The organism is Rahnella perminowiae (assembly GCF_019049755.1).
GTDB classification, from domain to species: Bacteria; Pseudomonadota; Gammaproteobacteria; order Enterobacterales; family Enterobacteriaceae; genus Rahnella; species Rahnella perminowiae.
Map to the genome: position 1 here is coordinate 1 of NZ_JAFMOS010000599.1, position 26,151 is coordinate 26,151.

The following is a 26,151-nucleotide window of genomic DNA, read 5'->3' on the forward strand; positions in this document are numbered from 1 at the left end:
GCTCCCCGGGATGCGGTGTGCCGGGCGATTAGAAGCACGATGAGAGACAACGGTATATTTATTAAAATATTACGCCACGGGAGAAAACGACAGGATATTATTATTCAAAATCAACTGACCAACAGTGTGGTCAATGTTTCAAAAATAAGCCACCGGCTGCATGCGCCCGGAAAGTTTTACTCGTCTGATAGACAAATCCGCTCAAGAGGAGAAGCGACCGCGGATCCGAAAAGGGCGATCCAATTTAAGCATTTTTTACGTAACCATCAAAAATGGAACCTGGAAAACGGAATATCTCCGCACCAGATAAAATCAGTTCATCAGGCACAATACATACACTGGGGAAAAACAGTTGAAGTGGATATTTCTCGTTTGAAAAATGCGAGGATACGGCAACTATCCCCCAAAAATTCTAATACAAACCTCGATATTGCTAAAGAAGCATGGATTCGGGCCAGTAAAGCCGGGCTGGAGTTTCAAACCAAAACCAGAAATAAAAGGGTGCATTTTATCCTTGATGAAATCGCGTTTGAGCGGGTTATTGAAAAGAGACCGGGCGATATTACCAGCGCTGAAATAAGATGGCTTTACCGTAACCGGGGTAATCCTCAGGTCGCCAATAATGTGGTTTACTGGCTGGGTGGCGTTAAAGTTATGCCGCCCTGGGAATGCGAGCCTATTTCATCCATATTTTCCCGGTACCTGCCTCGCTCAGAATATCCTGGAATTAATCAGGAGTGCCAGGAGCTGTCAGTATGCTTTAACAGTCTTAATGATTATGTTAATCAGGAAGACGAGATCACGAGACTGTAATTTATCAGACAGTATTGAGTGATATACCGGCTACGGAAAATAACAGGGAGTCATATTTCAGCCGATATATTTCTGTGTATGAAATATCGCAGAGAATACATGGAATAGAGGAAGGGCATCAGGTTTTAAAAATAAGGCAGCGGGCCCGCTCTGCTGCCTTGAAGGGGAAGCGCAATTATTGCGCGACGATGACCCGGCCATGCAGCCCTTGCACCGGGCGATTATTCGCATGATGCATCGCATGCTGGAATTTCTCCAACTGGGTTTCAGACAATGTCTGAGGCTCTTTAACCACCAGCCAGCGTACCCCTTCTGTGCACGGTGGAGTGGTCAGTGAGCCGCTGAAGCGGTAATGCGTCAGGTCTTTTGGCATCAGGCTAAGAAGATCAACTTTCGTCTTCAGTGCGACAGGTTCTCCGGCTTTATCAGGCATTTGTTGCCATATTTTTTCCAGTCCGGCATTAGCCTTGCCGGTTTCAAACATCACCGCAATCACCGCAATCTCCCCTTCAGCATTCATATGAACAAAATGCGCCTCCATCGGGAAGGATTTACCGTTGAGGGTATTTTCGCTCGGGGAATGGAAATGGAATTGTTGCAGAACGAATTTTTCGCCGTCCAGTGTAACGAAGTCCCCCTGCTGAACATTTACCTGCACGCTGTGACCGTTATTAATGACACTGACCGGTGGCAACTGATAGCTGAGCTTAAGCGGGCGGGGGTGCACCTGTAATGCATCTTTGATATCGATAGGCGACTGTGCTTTACCCTGTTCACACAGATAAAAATCAGGGCTGAGTTTCGACCAGTTTTGCGGGGCAGTGTCGCCATCATATGACCAGTGCGACGCTTCGTTTGCGCAGGCGGGTTGTGCAGAAACTGACAAGGTCAGTGCGGCCAGCGCGGCAGAGAATAATTTTCCTTTCAAGAGATATCCCTTTCATGTGTTGAGTAATAAAACCTCGCAAAGTGTAAGGGTTTTGTGCGGCAGGAGAAATATGAGAACAGGTCGTAAAAGAGTTTTAGAAGAAAATCCGCTCTTTCTGCACAAACAGAAAGAGCGGGGAACATAAATCAGGCTTTTTTAATGCCGGTGATGCGGCACCACTCTTCTTTCTCGGCCACCGGATCCAGGTCAAACTTGTCTTTATAGGCATCCGCTACGCTTTGTGCCTGGCTGGCCAGTACGCCGGACAGTCCCAGATGGCCGCCTGCGACCGGCAGTACACTGATAAGGGGAGCCAGTTCGCGCAAAGGGCCTGCCAGAATGTTGGCGACTACCACGTCGGCCGACAGATCCTCAGGCTGGTCTTGCGGCAGATACAGCGACAGACCCTCTGAAACACCGTTACGTTCGGCATTATCACGGCTGGCCTGTATGGCCTGCGGATCGATGTCGATCCCGACCACATGCTTTGCGCCCAGCTTCAGCGCGGCGATCGCCAGAATGCCGGAGCCGCAACCGAAGTCGATCACGGTTTTACCTTTCAGATCCAGACTGTCTAGCCATTGCAAACACATGGCCGTGGTCGGGTGAGTACCGGTACCAAACGCCAGCCCCGGATCCAGCATGACGTTCACGGCATTCGGATCCGGCACATCGCGCCAGCTCGGGCAAATCCACAGACGCTCGCCAAAACGCATGGGATGGAAGTTATCCATCCATTCGCGTTCCCAGTCTTTGTCTTCCAGTTGTTCGATTTTATGCGCAAAACCTTTGCCCAGCAGCGGTGCGTTTTCCAGTATAGCGATCACTTCGTCCATATCGGTTTCCGCGTCGTAAAGGCCAATAGCGTCAGTATCCCCCCACAACAGGGTTTCGCCGGGCAGCGGTTCGAAAACCGGGTTATCGTGAGTATCCTGGAAAGTCACGGATACCGCGCCACTTTCGATAAGCGCATCACTCAGCGTTTCCGCGTCGTTACCGGTGGTATTAATCTTCAGTTGGATCCAAGGCATAGCCATTCTCTTCTTAACAATCTGTAATAGCAGTACCGTCCGTTCAGGACGGCCTGAGTACGGTTTCGCGTGGCTGTTTGCCAAATTTATTGCCAGCATAAAACGCCAGCAGGCTCAGCAACAGCGACGGCACAATCGGATGCAGACCGGCAATATGCAGGTCAAGACTGGCGAGCAGGGTATAACAAACTGCGCCAACAATCATTGCGCTCAGCGCGCCCGCAGCGTTTGCCCGTTCCCAGTACAAACCGAGCACCAGCGGCCACAGGAACACCGCTTCCAGCCCGCCGAATGCCAGCAGGTTCAGCCAGATAATCATCTCCGGCGGACGCCATGCGGCCAGTAACACCAATAATCCCAGTATAAAGGTGGCCCAGCTTGATAAGCGTTTTAACTTACGCTCGTTAGTCAGTTGCTCCGGTTTAATACCGAGGTACAAGTCTTTAACGATAGTCGCTGATGACTGCAAAAGTTGCGCATTGATGGTCGACATAATGGCAGCCATCGGCGCGGCAAGAAAGATACCGGCGGCGTAAGGGGGGAGTACGGTGATCATCAATGTCGGGATAACCTGGTCTGGGATTTTCAGATCAGGCAATACCGCACGTCCCAGCGCGCCGGCCAGATGCATACCGAACATCAAAACGGCGACCACAATCGTGCCGAGCACAATGCCACGGTGTACCGCTTTGCTGTCTTTGTAGGAAATACAGCGCACAGCGGTATGCGGCAGGCCGATCACACCAAAGCACACCAAAATCCAGAAAGACGCCATAAAAGGCAGTGAAAGGACGTCATCTCCGCCATGCACGGACACCAGTTTCGGGTCGATTTGCCGGAGCTTATCTACCGCGCTGTGCAGACCCCCTGCGGCGTGAATGACGGCGATCAACAGCAAAATAGTGCCGAGCAGCATCACCAGCCCCTGCATGGCATCATTGAGGACGCTGGCACGGAAGCCGCCAAAGGCGGTGTACAGCGCAATACTGATGCCGAAAATCAGCAGACCGGTGTCATAAGGAATACCCGCCGCCGTTTCCAGCAAGCGTGCGCCACCGATGAACTGGACGGTCATCGCACCCAGAAACGCCACCAGCAAGCTCAGGCTTGCCAGCCAGACCAGTAAGCGGCTCTGGTAGCGCGCAAAAAGCATGTCGTTCAGCGTGACCGCATTATAACGACGCGCCAGAATGGCAAATTTTTTACCCAGTACGCCGAGTGAAAGCCAGACGGCAGGCAGTTGAATCATCGCCAGTAATACCCAGCCAAGACCAAATTTGTAGGCCGCACCGGGGCCGCCGATAAAGGAACTGGCACTGATGTAGGTGGCGGTCAGGGTCATGGCCAGTACGAAACCACCCATTGAACGGTTACCGAGGAAATATTCGGTCAGAAAGTTGCCCTGTTCGCGGCGGGTATAGGCATAGACAGACAACCCGAAAACCAGCAGTAAGTAGGCAATCAGTGGCAATAAGACTTCAGTCTGCATTAATGTCCTCCAGCGGAATATCGCGATAAATCACGCGAACCATCAACCAGCTTAAAAGAACGAAAATCAGCGGTACCAGCAGGCAGGCCATTTCAAACCAGTGCGGCAGACCGGTGATACCCTGTTTGTCGTCAGGAATATACGCAGCAAAACACCATGCCAGCAGATAGGCAATCGTCAGCCCGAATGCCCAGCGGGCTTCGCGGTTGGCTTGCAAAAAACGTTTATCCAATGCCATTTATTTGTCTCCCCTCAAAACGTAAAAAAGGCCGGAATATCCGGCCTTGATAAGAGAGTACGCAACGGTACGGTCTTTTTATTTTTCCTGCAAACCGAGTTTTTTCTCAAGATAGTGGATGTTGGTGCCACCATGCTGGAAATTCTCGTCGTCCATAATGCGCATTTGCAGTTCAATGTTGGTTTTGATGCCGTCGATGATCAGCTCTGCCAGTGCATTTTTCATGCGGGCAATGGCCACTTCACGGGTTTCGCCGTAAGTGATCAGTTTACCGATCATGGAATCGTAGTACGGAGGCACAGTGTAGCCTGCGTAAATATGGGATTCCCAACGAACACCGAAGCCGCCAGGAGCGTGGAAGCGGGTGATTTTGCCCGGGCTTGGCAGGAAGGTATTAGGGTCTTCCGCGTTAATACGGCATTCCACCGCATGGCCTTTGACCTTCACTTCGCTTTGTTTGATCGACAGCGGCTGGCCGGATGCAATACGCAGCTGTTCTTTGATCAAATCCACACCGGTGATCATCTCGGTAACCGGATGCTCAACCTGGATACGGGTGTTCATTTCGATGAAGAAGAACTCGCCGTTTTCGTACAGGAATTCGAAAGTACCTGCGCCACGGTAGCCAATATCCACACAGGCTTTGGCGCAACGTTCGCCGATGAAACGACGAAGATCTTCCGTAATGCCTGGTGCTGGCGCTTCTTCGACGACTTTCTGGTGACGACGCTGCATGGAGCAGTCACGTTCAGCCAGATAAACGGCGTTGCCCTGACCATCAGCCAGTACCTGAATTTCCACATGACGTGGGTTTTCCAGGTATTTTTCCATGTAAACCATGTCATTGTTGAAAGCCGCTTTGGCTTCCGCACGGGTCATGGAGATGGATTGCTCGAGGTCTTTGTCGCTGCGGACAACACGCATACCACGACCACCGCCGCCGCCAGACGCTTTGATGATGACCGGATAGCCGATGCGTTTTGCGAAGGCACGGTTTTGGTCCATATCATCGCCCAGCGGGCCGTCAGAGCCTGGTACACAAGGTACGCCGGCTGCTTTCATCGCATGGATCGCAGAAACTTTGTCACCCATCAGGCGGATAGTTTCAGCTTTCGGGCCGATGAAAATAAAACCAGAACGCTCAACCTGCTCTGCAAAATCGGCATTCTCGGACAGGAAACCGTAGCCCGGGTGGATAGCCACCGCGCCAGTGATTTCCGCCGCCGCGATAATGGCAGGGATGTTCAGATAGCTTTTTACTGAAGCTGCAGGGCCGATACAGACGGTTTCGTCTGCCAGCAGCACATGTTTCAGGTCACGGTCAGCGGTGGAGTGCACAGCAACGGTTTTGATGCCCATTTCTTTACAGGCACGCAAAATACGCAGGGCGATTTCGCCGCGGTTCGCGATAACAATTTTATCTACCATGGTACGCCTCGTTATTCGATGACGACCAGCGGCTCGTCGAATTCAACCGGTTGGCCGCTTTCTACCAGAATTGCTTTAACAACACCGGATTTGTCTGCTTCGATTTGGTTCATCATTTTCATCGCTTCAACGATACACAAGGTATCACCCGCGTTCACTTTCTGACCCACTTCGATGAAGGCTTTAGCGTCCGGGCTTGGCGTACGGTAGAACGTCCCTACCATCGGTGAGCGAACGATATGGCCACTGATTGCTGCCGGAGCCGCTTCTGCTGGTGCAGCCGCAGGGGCAACCGCAGCAGCCAGGCCTGGCTGTTGTTGTACAGGCATGGCATAAGCCTGTTGCATCATAGGATAAGCCTGCGCAGGTGCAGCACGGCTGATACGAACTGACTCTTCGCCTTCAGAAATTTCCAGTTCAGAAATGCCTGATTCTTCAACCAGTTCGATCAGTTTTTTAATTTTACGAATATCCATGGGTGTGATTCCGGACTCTTTTTGCGTAGAAATTAGTGGGTTTTTGACAAGCGGTTAACCGCTGCCTGTAATGCAAAGTGGTAGCCATCTGCGCCAAGTCCGCAAATAACGCCCACTGCGATGTCGGAAAGATAGGAATGGTGCCGGAACGCCTCACGGGCATGTACATTCGACAGATGGATCTCGATAAACGGAATCGATACCCCCAGTAATGCATCGCGCAGCGCCACGCTGGTATGGGTAAAGGCCGCGGGATTGATCAAGATAAAATCGACGTTTCCGCGTGCCTGATGAATACGTTCAATCAGGACATGTTCTGCGTTGGATTGCAGATGGCTCAGTGCCACACCGGCAGCAGCAGCCTGAACTTCCAAACCTTTAACAATATCGTTGAGCGTGGTGTGTCCGTACGTTTCAGGCTCACGGGTCCCTAACAAATTCAGGTTAGGTCCGTTCAGTAGCAAAATGTCAAACTTATGCGCCATTGTGAGCCTATCTCCGGCAATTAGACAAAGATTGTAGAAAATACCCTGATGTCACCGGTTTGTCACCTTTTTCGCGGCAAATCAGCCCGTATCTTCGGCATGAGGTCGGGCATTATAATGATATCGTGGCAATTCGCAGCTAAATACTGGTCTTATCAGCGAAGATAATCAACCCTCGACGGGTGAATGTGCGCGCAATTGGCGAAATTCTGAGAGGCTGTGCCTACGCGCTTTCCCCGGTTTATCGCAGCCACTGACGGAATTTTTTATAGCGCAAGGCCAGCAGGATGGCGGCAAGTGTTGCATAGATGATCGGTTGTGGTGACAACACTTTGACTGACCAAAGGTAATGGATCGGCGCCAGTATGGCGATCAGATAGATGAGATTATGTAGCTTTTGCCAGCCAGCGCCCATTTTACGCTGGGCCCACAGTGTCGACGTACAGGCCAGCGCCAGCAGGAGGATCCAGCAGATGATACCCAGTGTGAGGTACGGGCGGGAAATCAGCTCGCTGCCCAGCAGGCGGATATTGTTAATCCCCAGTTCGAGGAATGAATAGCTCAGAAGATGCAGGGTTCCCCACGCGAAACACCATAATCCCAGCAAACGACGGGTGCGGATCAGCAACGGTTGTTTGCCATAGCGCGCGACAGGCGTCACCAGCAGTGTCACCAGCAAAAATTTCAGAGTCATCCTACCGGTAAAATGCTGAATATCTTTTGCCGGATCGGCGCTGAACCAGCCCTGGTTGATGGACAGCAGGAGCCAGAGAAAGGGCAGAATGGCAGCAAGATAAATAATGACTTTCAATCCGGTAATACTGGCAGGGCTTAAACGACGCATAGCTGAACGTCCTCTTCCTTAATAGAACTTACGCAAATCCATACCGTGATACAGCGACGCCACCTGATCGGCATAGCCATTGAACAGCAACGTCGGCTGGCGCTGAACGTCCAGCAACCCGCCGGAACCGATAAAACGTTCCGTCGCCTGCGACCAGCGCGGGTGATCCACATGCGGGTTCACGTTGGCATAAAATCCGTATTCGTTGGAGGCAATCTGGTTCCAGGTGGTCGGCGGTTCATCCTGAGTAAATTTGATGTTCACGATGGATTTAATCCCCTTGAAGCCGTACTTCCATGGAATGGTCAGACGGATGGGTGCGCCGTTTTGTGGCGGCAGTGCTTTGCCATAAACACCCACGGTCAGCATCGCCAGCGGATTCATCGCTTCATCTATACGCAGCCCTTCAACATAGGGATAATTCAGCCCGCCGCCGATAAAACGGTCTTTCTGCCCTGGCATATGTTCCGGATCATATAAGGTAGTGAAGGCGACATAACGCGCTTTGCTGGTCGGCTCTGCCAGTTTGAGAATTTCACTCAGCTGGAAACCCACCCACGGCACCACCATCGACCAGGCTTCAACACAACGCATCCGGTAGATACGCTGCTCGAGCGGGAAACGCTTCATGATGTCATCCATATCCAGCGTGATCGGTTTAGCGACTTCGCCTTCTATTTTTAACGTCCACGGTGACGTGATCAGTTGCCCGGCATTGGCGGCAGGATCGGCTTTATCCAGCCCGAACTCATAGAAGTTGTTGTAGCCGGAAACTTTGTCCTCGGGGGTGAGTGTCAGGTCATTTTGATAAGCAGCAGGCTTGGTGAAATCCAGCGGTTTACCGGCTGGGGCGGCCGGGCGGTCATGACCTTTGAACCAGGAAAGGATATCCGCACGTGCGTTTTGAGGGACTGCGAGTGCCGCGGCACTGATCCCCAGCGCCTGCAAAACTTTGCGTCGGTCATAAAAAATACTTTCGGGTGTGACGTCTGCTTCGGTCAGTTTGCGGGGTGTGGACATGGCATTCTCCGGCATTCTCATTGTTGCGATTCATTTTTTTATGGTTATAGACAGAGCATGGCGTGAAAACGGCGGCTTTGCGAGATATCGCGCTAAAAAATCGCATCCTGCCGGCAGATATTGAGTCAGCGTTTACTGTTTATATAAGAATTCCGAATTGATTGGTTTTTGTATTGCTATGCTATGAATGTATACAAACGACTCTTTGGTAAATTTCTCCTTTCATCGCGTTTTTCTGTTTTATAGTAGCGGCGTTTTTTCGTAGCAGGCTCAGAGAAAGGGTTTGTTTCCTCCTCACCGTAGCGAGTAAGGCACAGGGATGCGATTTACTACCAGACTATCGGCACTGATGACGATGTTAGTCGCGCTGGCAATGTTACTGATGTTGCTTGGCGTCACTTTCAGCTTTATCTATCTGAATAAACAAGACACTGAGCAACACCTTCAGGCGCTTGCCACAACCTATGATCAGGCGTTGCTGACGCACACTCCCGCAGAAGCCCAGCGCTGGATGCCACAGGCTATGCGCATGCTCGATGTGACTGATATCGAAGTCAAACTTAATGACACCACTGTTTTTGAATACCATGAGCGTCCGGATGTGCATCGCTCGTGGGACAGCGTGATGCCGGAATATGACACTGCCATTATCCCGCTGATGCAAAATCACGCCATGTCGCTGCATATTTCCTATGTTGATCCTGTCAGCAGCTATATCCGCTCCCTGCGTTCTACATTCACGATTGGGATCGCCATTCTGCTCATGCTGGCTATGCTGCTGCTGAGTTTTCGCTGGTTACGTCAGGAAACGGACGGCGTGGAAAAACTGGAAGACCGCGCGGTCAGAATATTACGCGGCGAACGTGAAGGATTGTCCGGTGATATGGGCGAATGGCCGCATGCTGCCAGCAGCGCAATAGATCGTCTGCTGACGGATCTGAATGAAGCGCGCGAGCAGCGCAGCCGCGTGGATACCCTGATCCGCGCTTATGCTCAGCAGGATGCGCAAACCGGCCTCAGTAACCGCCTGTTCTTTGACAATCAGCTTGCGACACAACTGGAAGAAAAGGGGGCGCACGGTGTGCTGATGTTATTGCGCTTGCCAGATTTCGACACTATGCGCGAAACGCACGGTCAGGCCGTGGTCGAAGAACTGCGTTCGGCGATGGTGAATCTGTTATCGACATTCGTGATGCGTCATGTCGATGCGCTGCTGGCACGTTATTTCCACAGTGATTTTGCCGTGCTGTTGCCACACCGCACCTTAAAGGAAGCGGAAGTGATGGCCTCCCAGCTCGTCAATGCGCTTGGCGTTCTGCCGACCTCGTCGCTGATTGACCGTGACGCGCTGATGTATATCGGCATCAGTGCTTACCGTTTCGGCCAGACACCGGATCAGGTGATGGATATGGCTGAACAGGCGACGCGGCATGCGGCGTTCCAGGGAAGTAACAGCTGGTATATCTACGATAAAAATGTGCCGGAAAAAGGCCGTGGCAGTGTGCGCTGGCGGACACTGCTTGAAAATACACTGGCGCGCGGCGGCCCGCGTCTTTATCAGAAACCCGCGTTCACCCGGGACAGCAAACCCGATCACCGTGAATTACAGCGCCGGGTCTTCGATGGTGAGCAGGAATTGCTGGCGGCGGAGTTTATTCCGCTGGTGGTGCAGTTCGGACTCTCGCAAAGCTTTGACCGGGTGATGTTAAGTCAGATTATTCCGTTACTTAACCGTTGGCCGGACGAAACGTTAGCATTTCACCTGACGGTTGATTCATTATTGCAGCGCTCATTTGTGCGCTGGCTGCGCGATACCTTGCTGCAGTGCGAAAGATCGCAACGAAATCGAATTTTGATTGAACTTGCTGAGGCCGATCTCTGTCAACATACCGACCGGCTACGTCCTTCGATCAGATTATTACAGGGTTTAGGCTGTCGTCTGGCTGTTTCCCAGGCCGGACTGACGGTGGTCAGTACCTCTTATCTGAAAACTTTTCCCGTGGAAAGAGTCAAGCTTCATCCTGGATTAGTGCGTGACATTGATAAAAGGGTTGAAAATCAGCTCTTTGTACAAAGCTTACTCAGTGCATGCGAAGGGACTCAGGCGCGGGTATTTGCCTCCGGCGTGCGGACAAAAGAGGAATGGGCTGTCCTGCTGAAAAGCGGGATCCACGGCGGGCAGGGGGATTTTTTTGCCGGTCCGGAGCCTGTTGAACCGGTCGGTAAAAAATATTCACACAACCGCGATGTTTAAGTGACCGTTAATGCATTATTTAACGTAGAATGAGCCAGCTTTTGACCTACGCCCTTGTCTGCTAGCCGGTGCTTGTGCTCAGGCCGCAGATGGAGGGAAGATGTTGGTAAAAGTGTAAGAATTTATGTGCGGTGTTGCTACTTCGCCTGGGTGCCTGCCCGAGGTAAACCGAGCCTGCGAGACAGAATTATTTCGCAGTGCCATCAGCCTCAAAAAGTCACAGCAAGTGAATGGCGACATCGCGGACAATTTTCACGGAAGCAGGACGTTTTTGCGCCTTGTCGCTGCTTCGCGTGGTTGGTAAAGTAGGCGGATTTTATTTTCCGCCCCCAGCTAGCAGGATTATCCCTTCGTTATGTTTAAGAAATTTCGTGGCATGTTTTCCAACGACTTGTCCATCGACCTGGGTACCGCCAATACCCTCATTTATGTAAAAGGACAAGGCATCGTGCTGAATGAGCCATCCGTTGTGGCTATTCGTCAGGATCGTGCTGGTTCACCTAAAAGCGTTGCTGCTGTTGGTCACGACGCAAAACAGATGCTGGGTCGTACTCCTGGCAATATCGCCGCTATTCGTCCAATGAAAGACGGTGTTATCGCTGACTTCTTCGTGACGGAGAAAATGCTGCAACACTTCATCAAGCAAGTTCACAGCAACAGTTTCATGCGCCCAAGCCCGCGCGTGCTGGTGTGTGTACCAGTGGGTGCAACTCAGGTTGAACGCCGTGCTATCCGTGAATCTGCACAAGGTGCAGGCGCGCGTGAAGTGTTCCTGATTGAAGAGCCGATGGCGGCGGCAATTGGTGCCGGCCTGCCGGTATCTGAAGCGACCGGTTCAATGGTGGTGGATATCGGTGGTGGTACCACAGAAGTTGCCGTCATCTCCCTGAACGGCGTGGTGTATTCCTCTTCTGTGCGTATCGGCGGCGATCGTTTCGACGAAGCTATCATTAATTACGTACGCCGTAATTACGGTTCACTGATCGGTGAAGCAACGGCTGAGCGTATCAAGCACAGCATCGGTTCTGCCTATCCAGGTGATGAAGTGCATGAAATCGAAGTGCGCGGCCGTAACCTGGCTGAGGGTGTTCCACGTGGTTTCACGCTGAACTCCAACGAAATTCTGGAAGCCTTACAAGAGCCGCTGACTGGTATCGTCAGCGCGGTAATGGTTGCGCTGGAACAATGTCCGCCAGAACTGGCTTCCGACATCTCCGAGCGCGGCATGGTGCTGACCGGCGGTGGCGCATTACTGCGTAACCTTGATCGTCTGCTGATGGAAGAAACAGGTATCCCTGTTGTTGTCGCAGAAGATCCACTGACCTGCGTCGCCCGTGGCGGTGGTAAAGCATTAGAAATGATCGACATGCACGGCGGCGACTTATTCAGCGAAGAGTAATCTCAGCCAAGACTGGCTGATTTAAGCAAGTCTTGTTGCAAACAAGAATAGTCTGCCCGGGAAGGTGGTTGTCCGTCAGGTAAAACCTGCAACGTGAAGTGTGCAGTGTTCAATGTGGATCCGCGCAAACACTGGCTGAGCGATAAAGCTCTGCCAGTGTTTTGGCTATCCCATGAGATTGCCGCCTTTCTGTCAGGGGAAGTCTTTACTTCGACTGGCTGAAATCTTCTGTTGCCGAGGAACTCGCATATTTTATGAAGCCAATTTTTAGCAGGGGGCCTTCCCTGCAACTGCGACTTTTTTTGGCTATTCTCACGGCCATTGTCCTGATTGTTGCCGACAGTAAAATAGGTACGTTTGTTAAAATCCGCACCTATATGGATACGGCCGTCAGTCCCTTCTATTTTTTGTCCAATGCCCCGCGTGAATTCTTAGATCAGGTTTCCTCTACTTTTGCCACCCGTGGTCAGCTGGAACTTGAAAACCGCGCTTTGCGTCAGGAGTTGTTGCTGAAAAACAGCGACCTGATGTTGCTTGGCCAATACAAACAAGAAAATGCCCGTTTGCGCGAGTTGCTGGGATCACCGTTGCGTCAGGACGAGCATAAAATGGTGACGCAGGTGCTCTCCACCAGCAATGATCCTTACAGCGATCAGATCGTCATCGATAAAGGTAGCAACAACGGTGTGTATATCGGGCAACCTGTTATCAGTGATAAAGGCGTCGTCGGCCAGGTTGTTGCTGTTGCCGCACTGACCAGCCGTGTACTGCTGATTTGTGATGCTTCACATGCGTTGCCGATTCAGGTACTGCGTAATGATATCCGCGTTATCGCTGCCGGTAGCGGTTGTGCTGATGACTTGCAACTTGAGCATCTGCCAAGCAATACCGATATTCGTGTCGGTGATGTGCTGGTGACGTCCGGTCTGGGGGGGCGTTTCCCTGAAGGTTATCCGGTCGGCGTGGTATCTTCGGTTAAGGTCGATAATCAGCGTGCCTATACCGTGATACAGGCACGTCCGACCGCCGGTCTGCAACGTTTGCGTTACCTGCTATTGTTGTGGGGGTCTGACCGCAATGGCGAGCACCCTTTACCACCGGATGAAGTGCATCGCGTTGCCAATGAGCGCCTGATGCAAATGATGCCGCAAGTATTGCCGCCTCCGGGAGATATGGGGCCGCCGGCACCTGTTCCTCCACCGGCAACCGGAACAGTCACTGCGCCTGCCAGTACGTCTGCTGTTCAGGGAGCGGCAGAATGAACAGCTACCGGAGCCACGGACGCTGGATTATTTGGCTATCCTTCTTAATAGCCATGCTATTGCAGGTGATGCCATGGCCTGAACAGATCTATATGTTCAGGCCGTCGTGGCTGTTGCTGATCCTGATTTACTGGGTGATGGCATTACCGCATCGCGTCAACGTGGGTACCGGTTTTGTTGTCGGCTTTATCATGGATTTGATCCTGGGATCGACGCTGGGTATTCGCGCACTGGCCTTTGCCATTACCGCCTACCTGGTCGCGTTCAAATTCCAGCTATTCCGTAACCTGGCGCTGTGGCAACAAGCGCTGATTGTCATGGTGCTTTCACTGGCTGTGGATGTCATGGTGTTCTGGGGGGAATTCCTGGTCGTCAACGTGTCATTCCGGCCTGAAGTTTTCTGGAGCAGTGTGGTCGACGGTGTGCTGTGGCCATGGCTGTTCCTGCTGATGCGTAAAATCCGTCGTCAGTTTGCTGTGCAATGAGGATGTTATGACCGCACTTTATCTGGCTTCCGGATCACCACGTCGCCGTGAATTACTGGCCCTGCTGGAACTGCCTTTTGAGCGTCTGATGACTGACGTTGCAGAAGAGCGTCAGCCTGGCGAAGCCCCGCAAGATTATGTTTTACGACTGGCGAAAGATAAAGCGCAGGCCGGTGTGGCGGTCGCGGCAGAAGATTTGCCGGTGCTTGGCGCAGACACGATTGTGGTCCTTGATGGTAACGTCCTGGAAAAACCACGGGACGAAGCCCAGGCCGCTATTATGCTTAACGCATTGTCCGGAAAACAACATCAGGTGATGACCGCCATTGCGTTTGCCGACAGGCGGGATTGCCTCAATACGGTGGTTGTGACCGATGTCACCTTCCGTTCACTATCCTCCGACGATATTGCACATTATATTCTGAGCGGTGAGCCCATGGATAAAGCGGGCGCTTATGGTATTCAGGGAAAGGGCGGTTGTTTCGTCCGTGAAATTCGCGGCAGTTACTATGCAGTTGTGGGGCTTCCTCTGGTGGAAACCCAGGAACTGCTGAATGAATTTTCTGCCTTACGCGAGCTTAGGAGAAAACATGACAGCTGAATTACTGGTCAATGTCACCCCGTCTGAAACCCGCGTGGCTTACATTGACGGTGGCATTCTGCAGGAAATCCATATTGAGCGCGAGACCAAGCGCGGGATTGCCGGCAATATTTATAAAGGGCGTATCAGTCGTGTTCTGCCAGGTATGCAGGCGGCATTTGTTGATATCGGTCTTGAAAAGGCCGCCTTTTTACATGCGTCAGACATTATGCCGCATACTGAATGTGTGGCGCGTGACGAGCAGAAAAATTTCCATGTGCGTGACATCGCTGAGCTGGTTCATCAGGGCCAGGATCTGATGGTGCAGGTGGTGAAAGATCCGCTTGGCACCAAGGGCGCACGCCTGACGACAGACATTACTTTGCCTTCCCGCTATCTGGTATTCATGCCCGGCGCGTCCCATGTTGGCGTTTCGCAGCGTATTGAAAGTGAAGCCGAGCGCGACCGTCTCAAACGTATTGTCTCGGAATATTGTGATGAGCACGGCGGCTATATTATTCGTACCGCAGCCGAAGGCGTGGGCGAAGAAGAACTCAAACAAGATGCGGCCTACCTGAAACGTCTGTGGACCAAGGTAATGGAACGCAAGCGTCGCAATAAAACCAAGTGCAAGCTGTATGGAGAACTGGCGCTGGCGCACCGCGTGCTACGTGATTTTGCCGGTGAGGCACTGGACCGCATCCGTGTAGACTCCCGCCTGACGTATGAATTGCTGGTCGAATTCACCAGCGAATACATGCCGGAAATGACCAGTAAACTGGAGCATTACAGCGGTAAGCAACCCATTTTCGACTTGTTCGATGTGGAGAACGAAATCCAGCGTGCGCTTGAGCGTAAGGTGGAACTCAAGTCCGGTGGCTATCTGATTATTGATCAGACCGAAGCCATGACCACTGTGGATATCAACACGGGGGCGTTTGTCGGTCATCGTAATCTGGAAGACACGATATTTAACACTAACACCGAAGCGACGCAGGCCATTGCCCGTCAGCTGCGTTTGCGCAATCTTGGCGGCATTATCATTATCGACTTTATTGATATGTCCAATGAAGATCATCGTCGCCGTGTGCTGCACAGCCTTGAGCAGGCGTTGTCTAAAGACCGCGTGAAAACCGGTATTCACGGTTTCTCCGCGCTCGGTTTGGTGGAGATGACCCGTAAACGTACCCGCGAAAGCGTCGAACATGTGCTGTGCAGCGATTGTCCGACCTGCCATGCCCGCGGCACGGTGAAAACTGTTGAAACTGTCTGTTATGAAATTCTGCGTGAAATCGTACGTGTGCATCATGCCTACGATTCCGATCGTTTCCTGGTTTACGCGTCTGCCGCAGTAGGGGAAGCGCTCAAGGGGGAAGAATCCCATGCACTGGCCGAGGTGGAAATCTTCGTCGGCAAGCAGGTGAAAGTGCAGATTGAGCCGCTCTACAGTCAGGAACAGTTCGATGTCGTCATGATGTGATCCGATGGCTAATCGTCTGAAGCATCAAGAAGTTAAAGGTTTCCATTGCCGTCTGTGCAGGTGAAAGCCAGCATGGAATGGAAAACAAGGAGAGAGGTTTGAGGCGACTGCCCGGTATTTTATTAACCACCAGCGCAACCCTTGTCGTGATAGTGGCTTTGGTGATCAGTGGCTTACGGCTGGCATTGCCTCAACTGACCCGTTTTCAGGATCAACTGGTCGGGAAAGTTGAGGCGGTCACGGGCGTACCGATCGAATTATCGCAAGTGAGCGCCAGCTGGAAAACCTTTGGTCCGATCATGGAGATCCGTGGCCTTCAGGTCACCTTGCCGGACTCAACGTGGCAGGTTCAGCGTATTACGCTGGCGCTGGACGTCTGGCAATCCTTGCTGCATTTCCGCTGGCAGTTCCGCGACCTCACTTTCTACAATTTACAGCTGGATTTAAACAGCACGCTGGGGGGCGATAACAACAAAGGCAATGGCATCCAGCCAAACCGAGTCAGTGATATCTTCCTCAGACAGGTCGACCATTTCGATCTGCGCAACAGCCGCATTTCCTTCCTGACGCCTTCCGGCCCGCGTGCGGAATTTGATATTCCTCAGCTGACCTGGCTGAACAGTCACAACCGCCATCGCGCCGAAGGGCAGCTTAGCCTGTCGAGTTTTAACGGGCAGCATGGCATTGTGCAGTTGCGTATGGATCTGAACGATACCAACGGTCTGCTCAATAACGGTAAAATTTATCTTCAGGCCGACGATATCGACATGAAACCGTGGTTCAGTCGGTGGTTGCGCAACAATACGGGGCTGGAAAGTGCTAACTTCAGTCTGGCCGCCTGGCTGACCGTACGTAATGGCGATGTTTATGCCGGTGACGCGCTGTTGAAAAATGGCTCTGCCACCTGGAAAAACGGTGACGATGCGCACCGCCTCGATGTTGATAACCTGACTTTGCACGGCAGCCGCCAGGGCAATGGCTGGCAGATGGGTACGCAGCAACTGAATCTGAAAACTGACGGCGTGGCGTGGCCAAAAGGGCGTCTTGAAGCGCTTTATCTGCCCGAAAATAATAATTTCCTCGGCCCCTCGCAGGGCGAAGAATTGCGTATCCGCGGCACAAATCTGCAACTCGAACGCTTAGGACCGGTGATCCCGACTTTCTCGTTTCTGACCCCGGCCTTGCTGGAGCGTTGGCAGGATTTAAAACCTGCCGGTAATGTGGCTCGCCTCGCGCTGGATATTCCGCTTAAGCAGCCGGAACAGACCCGTTTTGATGTGAACTGGCGCGATGTCAGCTGGCAGCGTTGGGAACTGTTGCCAGGCGTTAACCATTTCAGCGGTGGTCTGAAAGGCAGCGTCGCGGACGGGCAGATGACGGTGAAATTACAAGACAGTCTGCTGCCGTTCGGCGAAATGTTCCGTGCACCGCTGGACGTCAGCACAGCGACCGGAACCTTTAACTGGACCAACGGTAAAGAAGGCTGGTCGTTGTCGGGTAAAGACGTGGATGTCAAAGCGAGCGCACTGTGGGCGAAAGGCGATTTCCGCTACAACCAGCCTGCCGAAGGCGAGCCGTGGCTGAATATTCTGGCCGGTATTCGCTTATATGACGCCGGTCAGGCCTGGCGCTACTTCCCTGAGCCGCTGATGGGTAAACATCTGGTGAATTATCTGAGCGATGCGATCCGGGCTGGTCAGGTGGATAACGCCACGCTGACTTTTAACGGCAATCCTCAACATTTCCCGTTCAAAAAGAACGAAGGGCAGTTTGAGGTCTGGGTTCCGCTACGCCACTCGACCTTTGAATTCCAGCCTGGTTGGCCAGCGCTGACCGATCTGGATATCGATCTTGATTTCCTTAATGACGGCCTCTTTATGAAAGCCGCGCACACCAAACTGGGCAACGTTGACGGTAATAACGTCGTTGCCAATATCCCTGACTACCTGAAAGAAAAACTGTTTATTGATGCTGACCTTCGCGGGCAGGGTAAAGATATCGGCGACTATTTCATGGATACGCCGTTGCATGATTCGCTGGGTTCGGCGTTACAGGAATTGCAGATTGGCGGCGAAGTGAACGGTCGCTTACATCTTGATATTCCACTGGATGGCGAAGTGGTGCACGCATCCGGTGGCGTCACGCTCAATAACAACAGCCTGTTTATCAAACCGCTGAACAGCAAAATCAGCCAGCTCAGCGGCCAGTTCAGTTATGACAACGGCAATCTGCAAAGTAACCGGCTCACCGGTAACTGGTTCGGTCAACCGGTCAACGTGATGTTCAGCACGCAGGAACTGCAAGATAATTTTAACGTACAGGTCGGGCTGGATGCGAACTGGCAGTTGTCCAAAATCCCCGGCTTGCCTGCGGCGGCGGCCAGTAAAATCTCTGGCGGAACGCCGTGGAAAGGCGATGTTAATATCACGCTGCCGCATAAAGGTACGCCGACGTACACCGTCAATGTGAACGCCGATCTGAAAGATGTGAGCAGTCACTTACCCGATCCCCTGGATAAGAAAGCCGGGCATGCGATGCCGCTGGTAGTGAACGTTAAAGGTGACCTTCACAGCTTTAATCTGCAAGGGGTGCTGGCGGGTAAAGACCAGTTCAACAGCCGCTGGCTGCTGGGCAAACAACTCCAACTGGATCGCGCCTCCTGGCAGGAAAACAGTAAAAAGACCCCCCCCTTGCCGGATGACAGCAGCCTGACACTTCATCTGCCCGCGCTTGACGGTGAAAGCTGGCTGGGTTTGCTGTCGCCGGATAAAGCGACGCAGGATACCAATACTAAACTGGCGGGTTTCAGCTTCCCGCACCAGATCATCCTGACAACACCTGCGCTTACGCTAGGCGGGCAGGTCTGGAACGATCTGATTCTCACCTCGGTTCAGGGGCATCAGGGCATGGAAGTCAGCGCCAAAGGTAAGGAAATCGATGGCAGGCTGAATATGAATGACAACGGTCCGTGGCTGGCAAAGCTGAAATATGTTTATTTCAATCCGCAATGGACGCCGGAAGATGTGGCTGGCAGCGCACAGCCGGGCGGTAATCCGTTTGCTACCAATAAGATTTCGTTTGCCAGCTGGCCGTCATTACAGCTGCGTTGCGAAGCCTGTTGGTTCCTCGGTCAGAATTTCCGCAAGGTGAATGCTGACCTGACACCACAGGGCGATCAGCTGATGTTGCGTAACGGTCTGATTGATACCGGCGTCGCGCGGCTTGATGTGCAGGGCGACTGGACGCAGAACGGGCAGGGCGAGAACACCGGTCTCAAAGGCAAACTGACCGGTAAAAATATTGAGCAGGCAATGTCATTCTTTGGTGTGACCACCCCCCTGAAAGGTGCGCCGTTTGATATTAACTTTGATCTGCACTGGAAATCGGTGCCGTGGAAACCTGATGTCAGCACACTGAACGGCACGTTGAAAAACACGCTGGGTAAAGGCGAGATTGCGGATATCGGCGCGGGTCGCGCCGGACAGTTACTGCGTCTGATCAGCTTCGATGCGTTGCTGCGCAAACTGCGTCTCGATTTCAGCGATACCTTTGGCCAGGGCTTCTATTTTGACTCGATCAAATCCACCGCCTGGATTAAAGACGGTGTACTTCATACCGATGACCTGCTGATTGATGGTCTGGAAGCGGATATCGCTATCACCGGGAAAGTCAATTTCGTCAATCAGCAACTGGATCTCGAAGCGGTCATTGCGCCGGAAATTTCCGCCACAGTGGGCGTAGCGACGGCATTTGTTATCAATCCGGTGGTCGGGGTTGCCGTTTTCGCTGCCAGTAAAGTGCTGGCACCGTTGTGGAATAAAATCTCGCTTATCCGCTATCAGATTGACGGCACCATCGCCGAACCTCGTATTAACGAAATTCTGCGTAAACCCGTTGAACATCCAAAAGTGGCCACTGCGCAGTAATGCTTCGGGTGAAGGTGGCAGGAAACCTCTTTCGTGCTGTGTTAGGCTGTTAATAACCTTGTAACAATGGATTGTCTTGCGGGCCGACTGTGTAAAACTCAATCTGCCCGCCGGACTTTCGTCTAAAAGAGAGTGAACATCTATGAGTCTGGCCTTAGTCAGTGAGCAGTTACTAACTGCTAATAATCTGAGTCATCAGGATCTGTTTTCCATTTTGGGCCAGTTGTCTGAACGTCGTCTCGATTATGCCGATCTCTTTTTCCAGTCCAGCTTCCACGAAGCCTGGGTGATCGAAGACAGCATCATCAAAGACGGTTCTTACAATATCGATCAGGGTGTCGGTGTCCGTGCGGTAAGCGGTGAAAAAACCGGTTTTGCCTATGCTGACCAAATCACGCTCAATGCCCTGAATCTCAGCGCAACAGCTGCCCGCAGTATTGTCCGCGAACAGGGCAATGGCAAAGCGCATATGCTGGGTGAAATTGCCTACAAATCTCTTTATTCTCCGCTGGATCCGCTGCAAAGCCTGCCGCGTGAAGCAAAAATCGAACTGCTGCACCGCGTCGACAAGATTGCCCGTGCGGCCGATAAGCGCGTGCAGGAAGTCAGTGCCAGCATCACCGGCGTGTATGAACATGTGCTGGTGGCTGCCACTGACGGTACGCTGGCGGCAGATATTCGCCCGCTGGTGCGCCTGTCCGTAAGCGTTCTGGTTGAACAGGACGGACGTCGTGAGCGTGGCTCCAGTGGCGGCGGCGGTCGTGTCGGTTATGATTACTTCCTCGAAACCGTGAACGGTGAAGTGCGCGCGGAAGCCTTTGCCCGTGATGCTGTACGTATGGCATTGCTGAACCTGACGGCAGTCGCCGCACCGGCTGGCGGCATGCCTGTTGTGCTGGGTTCCGGCTGGCCGGGTGTGCTGTTGCATGAGGCGGTAGGTCACGGTCTGGAAGGTGACTTTAACCGTCGCGGGACCTCGGTATTTAGCGGTCAGATGGGCAAGCGTGTGGCCTCTGAACTGTGTACCGTGGTGGATGATGGTACGCTGCCGGGTCTGCGTGGTTCACTGGCGATTGATGATGAGGGTGTGCCGGGTCAGTACAATGTGCTGATCGAAAATGGTGTGTTGAAAGGCTATATGCAGGACAAGCTGAATGCGCGTCTGATGGGGGTTTCGCCGACCGGTAACGGCCGCCGCGAATCCTACGCACATCTGCCGATGCCGCGTATGACCAATACCTATATGCTGGCCGGGAAATCAACGCCGGAAGATATCATCAGTAGCGTGGAATATGGCCTGTATGCGCCCAACTTCGGCGGGGGGCAGGTGGATATCACCTCGGGTAAATTCGTGTTCTCGACGTCCGAAGCGTATCTGATCGAAAAAGGCCGCATCACCAAACCGGTGAAAGGCGCGACGCTGATCGGCTCGGGCATTGAAGCAATGCAACAGATTTCCATGGTCGGCAACGATCTGGCGATCGATAAAGGGGTTGGCGTGTGCGGTAAAGAAGGTCAGAGCCTGCCGGTCGGGGTCGGTCAGCCCACCCTGAAGCTGGATAATCTGACCGTCGGCGGCACTGCCTAGTAGAAGATTATTTCGGTGTTATCCCTCCCCTTTCACACGGGGAGGTTTAATTCCACTGGGTGACTTTTATCCCCTGCCGGTATCCCTGATACACCTTGCTCACCCGTTTGAAATAATCCGTCAGATAATCAATACAGACCTGGACCTTCAGCGGCAGTTTGTCCTTTTGGGTATACAGCGCGTAAACCGGTCGCGGATCAGACTGATAGCTCCTGAACAGAATTTCCACTTCACCGGCATTGATCTCTTCAATGACCCACATCAGCGGCACATACGCGATACCGACACCGGCTTTCAGCCAGCGGATCATGGTCTGCGAATCGTTGGTGACGAAGCGGCCCTGCGGAGTAATGCGGGTCGAAATACCTTCGGGGGCGATCAGTTCAAATTCGCTGTCCGGGCGGACGCTGTACTCCAGCCATGAGAAATTCACCATATCTGCCGGTTTCTCCGGCGTCCCGTGCTGCGCCAGATAACTGTGTGCCGCGCATACCACCATCGGCATTGAGCCCAGGCGGGTGCAGAACAGACTGGAGTCTTGCAACGCACCCACGCGGATGACCATGTCCAGCCCGTCGGCGATAAGATCCGGTGCCGGAATGCCGGTCACCAGATTCACCGTCAGGCCGGGGTATTCAGTGAGCATTTCGGCGGTCATCGCAGCAAGAACATTTTGTGCCATTGTCGATGAGCTGCCGATGCGTAATGTGCCGGTCGGGGTGTTGTTGAAGGCATACAATTGTTCATGTACTTCTCGCACATCGTGCAACATTTTCCGGCAACCCTGATAGTAAAGCTTACCGGCTTCCGTCAGGCCAAGACTGCGGGTACTGCGGTTTAGCAGTTTGATTTGTAAATCATTTTCCAGCTTTGAGATCGTCTGACTGATGGCGGAAACGCTCATGTCGAGGCGTCGTGCGGCCGCAGTAAAGGAGCCGCTTTCCACTACCTGAGCAAAGATCGACATGCGTTTTAATCGGTCCATTGTTAACTCTGGCTTAAAAGTGATTTAGATCACAGAACGTTGATTAGTTGATAATAAGCACGCTAATATACCCTTCCGGGCGATAAAGCTCAGGTTTCAGTTTTCCTGACATCATGCTTACCTTCGCACACTTCCCTGGCAACTTTGCAGCTTCATTGCTCTGCTCCCGTTGAATTATTTTTCATCGGGGTCGCGTGCCGTTGCCTAAAATAATAAATAATGCGTGCGCGGGACGTTATGCGTTTGTCCGTCGTAATAATGTAAGGAATTTTTGATGAGTTTGCTTCCGGTAATGGTGATTTTCGGATTGTCGTTTCCTCCGGTGTTTTTTGAAATACTGTTGGCGCTGGTGGTATTTTTTCTGCTGCGGCGTGTATTGCAACCCACCGGAATTTACGACTTTGTCTGGCACCCGGCGTTGTTCAACACAGCTTTGTACTGCTGTCTTTTCTACCTGATCTCCTGCATGTTCGTCTGAGGGCGTTGTGAAAAATTTCTCCATAAAAATAATACGTTACACAATAACGTTGATTCTTGTCGTGCTGGCTGTCATCGCAATCTTCAAAGCCTGGGCGTTCTATACAGAATCTCCATGGACCCGTGATGCCAAATTTACCGCTGACGTGGTGTCTATCGCGCCCGATGTCACCGGTCTGATTACCGATGTGCCGGTGGTTGATAACCAACTGGTGAAGAAAGGCCAGGTGCTGTTCAAAATCGACCAGCCGCGCTACCAGCAGGCGCTGGACGAAGCGAGCGCTGACGTCGCGTATTACCAGGCGCTGGTTTCTGAGAAAAAGCGCGAAGCCGGACGCCGTGTGAAACTGGGCGTTCAGGCCATGTCGCAGGAAGAAATCGATCAGGCAAATAACGTGTTGCAAACCGCTCAACATCAGATGGCGAAAGCGCAGGCTGCACGGGATCTGGCGGTGCTGGATCTGGAACGTACGGTGGTGGTGGCACCTGCCGACGGCTGGGTCACTAACCTGACCGTCCATCCGGGTAACTACATCAACCGTGGTTCGACCGCCGTGGCGCTGGTGAAGAAAAATTCCTTCTATATTCTTGCCTATCTTGAAGAAACCAAACTGTCCGGGCTGAAAAAAGGTGACCGTGCGGAAATCACGCCGCTCGGCAGCAACCGCATCATGCACGGTACAGTCGACAGCGTAGCGGCCGCGGTGACAAACAGTTCTTCTTCTGCGGCGACCAACGGTCTGGCGACTATCGACAGCAACCTCGAATGGGTGCGCCTGGCGCAGCGTGTGCCGGTGAAAATCCTGCTTGATGCCGAAGATCAGCAACATCCTTATCCGGCAGGTACCACGGCGACGGTGGTGATTACCGGCAGCCATGACCGTAAACAAGATGAAGGATCCCCGTTCCTTCGCCTCCTGCATCGTCTGAGAGAGTTTGGTTAAGGCCGGAAAGATGAATAGCGTACTTATCCCGCGTGTGCGTTTTGCCTGCAAGCTGACGTTCGCGATCCTGGGTGCATTGGTTCTCGGCTTTTATCTGCAACTCGAAACTCCGCGCTGGTCGGCCATGACCGCCGCCATAGTGACATCCGGCCCTGCGCTGGCCGCGGGGGGAGAACCCTTTGCCGGTGCTATTCGTCATCGTGGTTTTCTGCGTGTTATCGGCACTTTTATCGGCTGTATCGCGGCGCTGGTGATCGTGATTGCCACCGCCCGCGCGCCGGTTGTTATGCTGTTACTGTGCTGCATCTGGGCGGGCGTGTGCACCTGGTGGTCATCGCTGGTGCGTATTGAGAACTCGTATGCGCTGGGTCTGGCCGGGTATACCGCGCTGATTATTGTGGTGACGTCCGCCAGTTCACCCCTGCAAACGCCGCAGTTTGCGGTTGAGCGTTGCAGTGAAATCGTGATCGGGATTTGTTGCGCCATCGTCGCTGACCTGCTGTTCTCTCCCCGTTCTATTAAAAAAGATATCGACCGTGCCGTCAGCCAGCTGATGTTGGATCAGTTTGCGCTGATGCGGATTTGCGTGAACAGCGGGACGAAGGAAGATATCGATAAGTCCTGGAATAACCTGGTAAAAAGCACCACCGCGCTGAACGGTATGCGTGGCAGCCTGATGATGGAATCTTCACGCTGGCAGCGATGCAATCGTCGCCTGAAAGCGCTGCACAGCACCTCCCTGAGCATGATCACGCAGGCTTGTGAAACCTATCTGATTTTACAAAACTCACCGGATCGGATTTCGCCTGAACTGAAGGCGTTGTTTGCTGAACCCGCTGAAAACGTGGCGGATGTACACCGCAGGCTGAAGCAGTTGCGCCAGATAATTACCGGCATGCACAGTGATAACGTGCTCATGACGGTCAGCGCCTGGACCGGTGCCGGCACCCGTGCGCTGTTGCTGATGAAAGGCATCCAGACTAACAGCAGTATCAGCGCCACAGAAAACGGTGTGCTTGACGGCGAAGTGGTCGTGCGGCCTGTTTCGGCAGAACGTCACCATGCGCTGGTCAACGGCCTGCGAACCTTCACTGCAACAGCTATCGGCTGCCTGATGTGGCTGTGGACCGGCTGGACATCGGCCAGCGGCTGCGTGATTATCATTGCTGTGGTGACCTCGCTGGCGATGCGTACGCCAAATCCGAAAGGCATGGCTATGGATTTCATCATCGGCATGTTGCTGGCGATCCCGGTCGGTTCGATGATGTTTATGCTGATTATGCCCGCGACGCAGCAGAGTCTGTTCCTGCTGTGTCTGATGCTGGGGATCTTCACTTTCTTTATCGGTATCGAAGTGACCAAGCGTCGTCTCGGTATGCTCGGATTGCTGGCGGGTACCATTAATATTCTGGTGCTCAGCAATCCGATGGTATTTAACGTCACGTCGTTTCTGGATAACGCGATGGGGCAGGCGATAGGTACGGTGATCGCGATGGCGGTGTTACTGATTGTGCGGGATAAATCCCGTGAGAAAACCGGCCGTACGCTGCTTAACCGTTTCATGAGCAGCGCAGTGTCGGCGCTGACCACCAAAGCGTACCGGCGTCGTGAAAACCACCTTCCTGCGCTTTATCACCAGCTTAATCAGTTGCTGGTGATGTTCCCGAACGATATCGACAAATACCGTCTGGCGCTGATGCTGATTATCGCGCACCAGCGCATGAAACTGGCAGAAGTGCCGGTGAATGACGAACTGTCTGCGTTCCACAAAAAAATCCGTAATACGGCCGATCACGTGGTCTCTGCATCAGGTGAAGGCAAGCGCACCTATTATTACCAGCGGTTACTGAAAGAGCTGGGTGAGTATCAGGAAAAGCTGGTCGAGTACGACGCACCGCTGAAAGTGACCGAGCCGGTAAGGCGTCTCACTGACATGCTGCAACGTTATCAGCATGCTTTCCTGGCCTGATAACTCACCAGGACAGTGAAAATAAAAGGCCGGTGCATAAATGAATGCAC

The 26,151-nt window shown here is 52.8% G+C and carries 21 protein-coding genes and 1 pseudogene; 12 read left to right on the forward strand and 10 right to left on the reverse strand.

The features are described from left to right. Positions 1-813 (forward strand): annotated as a pseudogene (locus J1785_RS18475) (hypothetical protein); the annotation flags it as partial. 175 nt (positions 814-988) lie between these two features. Here the strand turns inward: J1785_RS18475 and J1785_RS18480 are convergent. The 9 genes from J1785_RS18480 to msrP all read right to left on the reverse strand — a co-directional run bounded on the left by J1785_RS18480 (position 989) and on the right by msrP (position 8,752). Beyond that, positions 989-1,741, reverse strand: coding sequence for a carbonic anhydrase (locus J1785_RS18480; RefSeq protein ID WP_129954766.1), 753 nt, complete (start codon positions 1,739-1,741; stop codon positions 989-991). Positions 1,742-1,887: 146 nt separating this feature from the next. After that, positions 1,888-2,772: a 50S ribosomal protein L11 methyltransferase gene (gene prmA, locus J1785_RS18485; protein ID WP_217220153.1), complete on the reverse strand. Its 885-nt coding sequence runs from the start codon at positions 2,770-2,772 to the stop codon at positions 1,888-1,890. A gap of 43 nt (positions 2,773-2,815) precedes the next feature. Next, on the reverse strand, positions 2,816-4,261 hold the full coding sequence (panF, locus tag J1785_RS18490; RefSeq protein ID WP_217138156.1) for a sodium/pantothenate symporter: 1,446 nt from the start codon (positions 4,259-4,261) through the stop codon (positions 2,816-2,818). Beyond that, a complete protein-coding gene (locus tag J1785_RS18495; RefSeq protein ID WP_165383762.1) occupies positions 4,251-4,493 on the reverse strand; it encodes a YhdT family protein in 243 nt (80 codons plus the stop codon). The genes panF and J1785_RS18495 overlap by 11 nt, the downstream gene beginning before the upstream one ends. Positions 4,494-4,577: 84 nt before the next feature. After that, positions 4,578-5,927: an acetyl-CoA carboxylase biotin carboxylase subunit gene (gene accC, locus J1785_RS18500; protein WP_129954762.1), complete on the reverse strand. Its 1,350-nt coding sequence runs from the start codon at positions 5,925-5,927 to the stop codon at positions 4,578-4,580. An 11-nt stretch (positions 5,928-5,938) separates the two neighbouring features. Continuing rightward, positions 5,939-6,403, reverse strand: a complete 465-nt coding sequence (accB, locus tag J1785_RS18505) for an acetyl-CoA carboxylase biotin carboxyl carrier protein (RefSeq protein WP_013577296.1) — start codon at positions 6,401-6,403, stop codon at positions 5,939-5,941. A 32-nt stretch (positions 6,404-6,435) separates the two neighbouring features. Next, a complete protein-coding gene (gene aroQ, locus J1785_RS18510; RefSeq protein ID WP_095924388.1) occupies positions 6,436-6,888 on the reverse strand; it encodes a type II 3-dehydroquinate dehydratase in 453 nt (150 codons plus the stop codon). A gap of 241 nt (positions 6,889-7,129) precedes the next feature. Next, positions 7,130-7,732 (reverse strand): protein-methionine-sulfoxide reductase heme-binding subunit MsrQ, encoded by a 603-nt coding sequence (gene msrQ / locus J1785_RS18515; RefSeq protein ID WP_129954761.1) that lies wholly within the window; start codon positions 7,730-7,732, stop codon positions 7,130-7,132. 18 nt (positions 7,733-7,750) lie between these two features. Then, on the reverse strand, positions 7,751-8,752 hold the full coding sequence (gene msrP, locus J1785_RS18520) for a protein-methionine-sulfoxide reductase catalytic subunit MsrP (protein ID WP_217220155.1): 1,002 nt from the start codon (positions 8,750-8,752) through the stop codon (positions 7,751-7,753). A gap of 319 nt (positions 8,753-9,071) precedes the next feature. Between msrP and csrD the strand changes: the two genes are divergently transcribed. The 8 genes from csrD to tldD all read left to right on the forward strand — a co-directional run bounded on the left by csrD (position 9,072) and on the right by tldD (position 21,726). Next, entirely contained in the window at positions 9,072-11,006 is a 1,935-nt protein-coding gene (gene csrD / locus J1785_RS18525; RefSeq protein ID WP_217220157.1) for an RNase E specificity factor CsrD, read from the forward strand. Between the two features lie 355 nt (positions 11,007-11,361). Beyond that, entirely contained in the window at positions 11,362-12,405 is a 1,044-nt protein-coding gene (mreB, locus tag J1785_RS18530; RefSeq protein WP_013577291.1) for a rod shape-determining protein MreB, read from the forward strand. Positions 12,406-12,659: 254 nt separating this feature from the next. After that, positions 12,660-13,667 (forward strand): rod shape-determining protein MreC, encoded by a 1,008-nt coding sequence (gene mreC, locus J1785_RS18535; protein WP_129954758.1) that lies wholly within the window; start codon positions 12,660-12,662, stop codon positions 13,665-13,667. Next, positions 13,664-14,152, forward strand: a complete 489-nt coding sequence (gene mreD, locus J1785_RS18540; protein WP_129954757.1) for a rod shape-determining protein MreD — start codon at positions 13,664-13,666, stop codon at positions 14,150-14,152. Before mreC ends, mreD begins: the two co-directional genes overlap by 4 nt. 7 nt (positions 14,153-14,159) lie before the next feature. Then, positions 14,160-14,753, forward strand: coding sequence for a Maf family protein (locus J1785_RS18545; protein WP_129954756.1), 594 nt, complete (start codon positions 14,160-14,162; stop codon positions 14,751-14,753). Then, complete coding sequence (gene rng / locus J1785_RS18550) at positions 14,743-16,212, forward strand: ribonuclease G (protein ID WP_013577287.1); 1,470 nt, start codon at positions 14,743-14,745, stop codon at positions 16,210-16,212. The genes J1785_RS18545 and rng overlap by 11 nt, the downstream gene beginning before the upstream one ends. Before the next feature lie 98 nt (positions 16,213-16,310). Continuing rightward, positions 16,311-20,138 (forward strand): AsmA2 domain-containing protein YhdP, encoded by a 3,828-nt coding sequence (gene yhdP, locus J1785_RS18555; protein ID WP_217220159.1) that lies wholly within the window; start codon positions 16,311-16,313, stop codon positions 20,136-20,138. Positions 20,139-20,280: 142 nt separating this feature from the next. After that, complete coding sequence (gene tldD / locus J1785_RS18560) at positions 20,281-21,726, forward strand: metalloprotease TldD (RefSeq protein ID WP_129954754.1); 1,446 nt, start codon at positions 20,281-20,283, stop codon at positions 21,724-21,726. Between the two features lie 46 nt (positions 21,727-21,772). Here the strand turns inward: tldD and aaeR are convergent, their stop codons facing one another. After that, on the reverse strand, positions 21,773-22,711 hold the full coding sequence (gene aaeR / locus J1785_RS18565) for an HTH-type transcriptional activator AaeR (protein WP_129954753.1): 939 nt from the start codon (positions 22,709-22,711) through the stop codon (positions 21,773-21,775). 274 nt (positions 22,712-22,985) lie between these two features. Between aaeR and aaeX the strand changes: the two genes are divergently transcribed. From aaeX to aaeB, 3 genes are read left to right on the forward strand one after another with little or no spacing between them, the layout of a single operon-like run. After that, complete coding sequence (aaeX, locus tag J1785_RS18570; protein WP_015698919.1) at positions 22,986-23,189, forward strand: p-hydroxybenzoic acid efflux pump operon protein AaeX; 204 nt, start codon at positions 22,986-22,988, stop codon at positions 23,187-23,189. A 7-nt stretch (positions 23,190-23,196) separates the two neighbouring features. After that, the gene (aaeA, locus tag J1785_RS18575) at positions 23,197-24,132 is read left to right on the forward strand and encodes a p-hydroxybenzoic acid efflux pump subunit AaeA (protein WP_217138159.1); all 936 of its coding nucleotides are present in this window, start codon (positions 23,197-23,199) and stop codon (positions 24,130-24,132) included. A 10-nt stretch (positions 24,133-24,142) separates the two neighbouring features. Then, positions 24,143-26,101, forward strand: a complete 1,959-nt coding sequence (gene aaeB, locus J1785_RS18580) for a p-hydroxybenzoic acid efflux pump subunit AaeB (protein WP_129954751.1) — start codon at positions 24,143-24,145, stop codon at positions 26,099-26,101. Positions 26,102-26,151 lie beyond the last annotated feature (50 nt).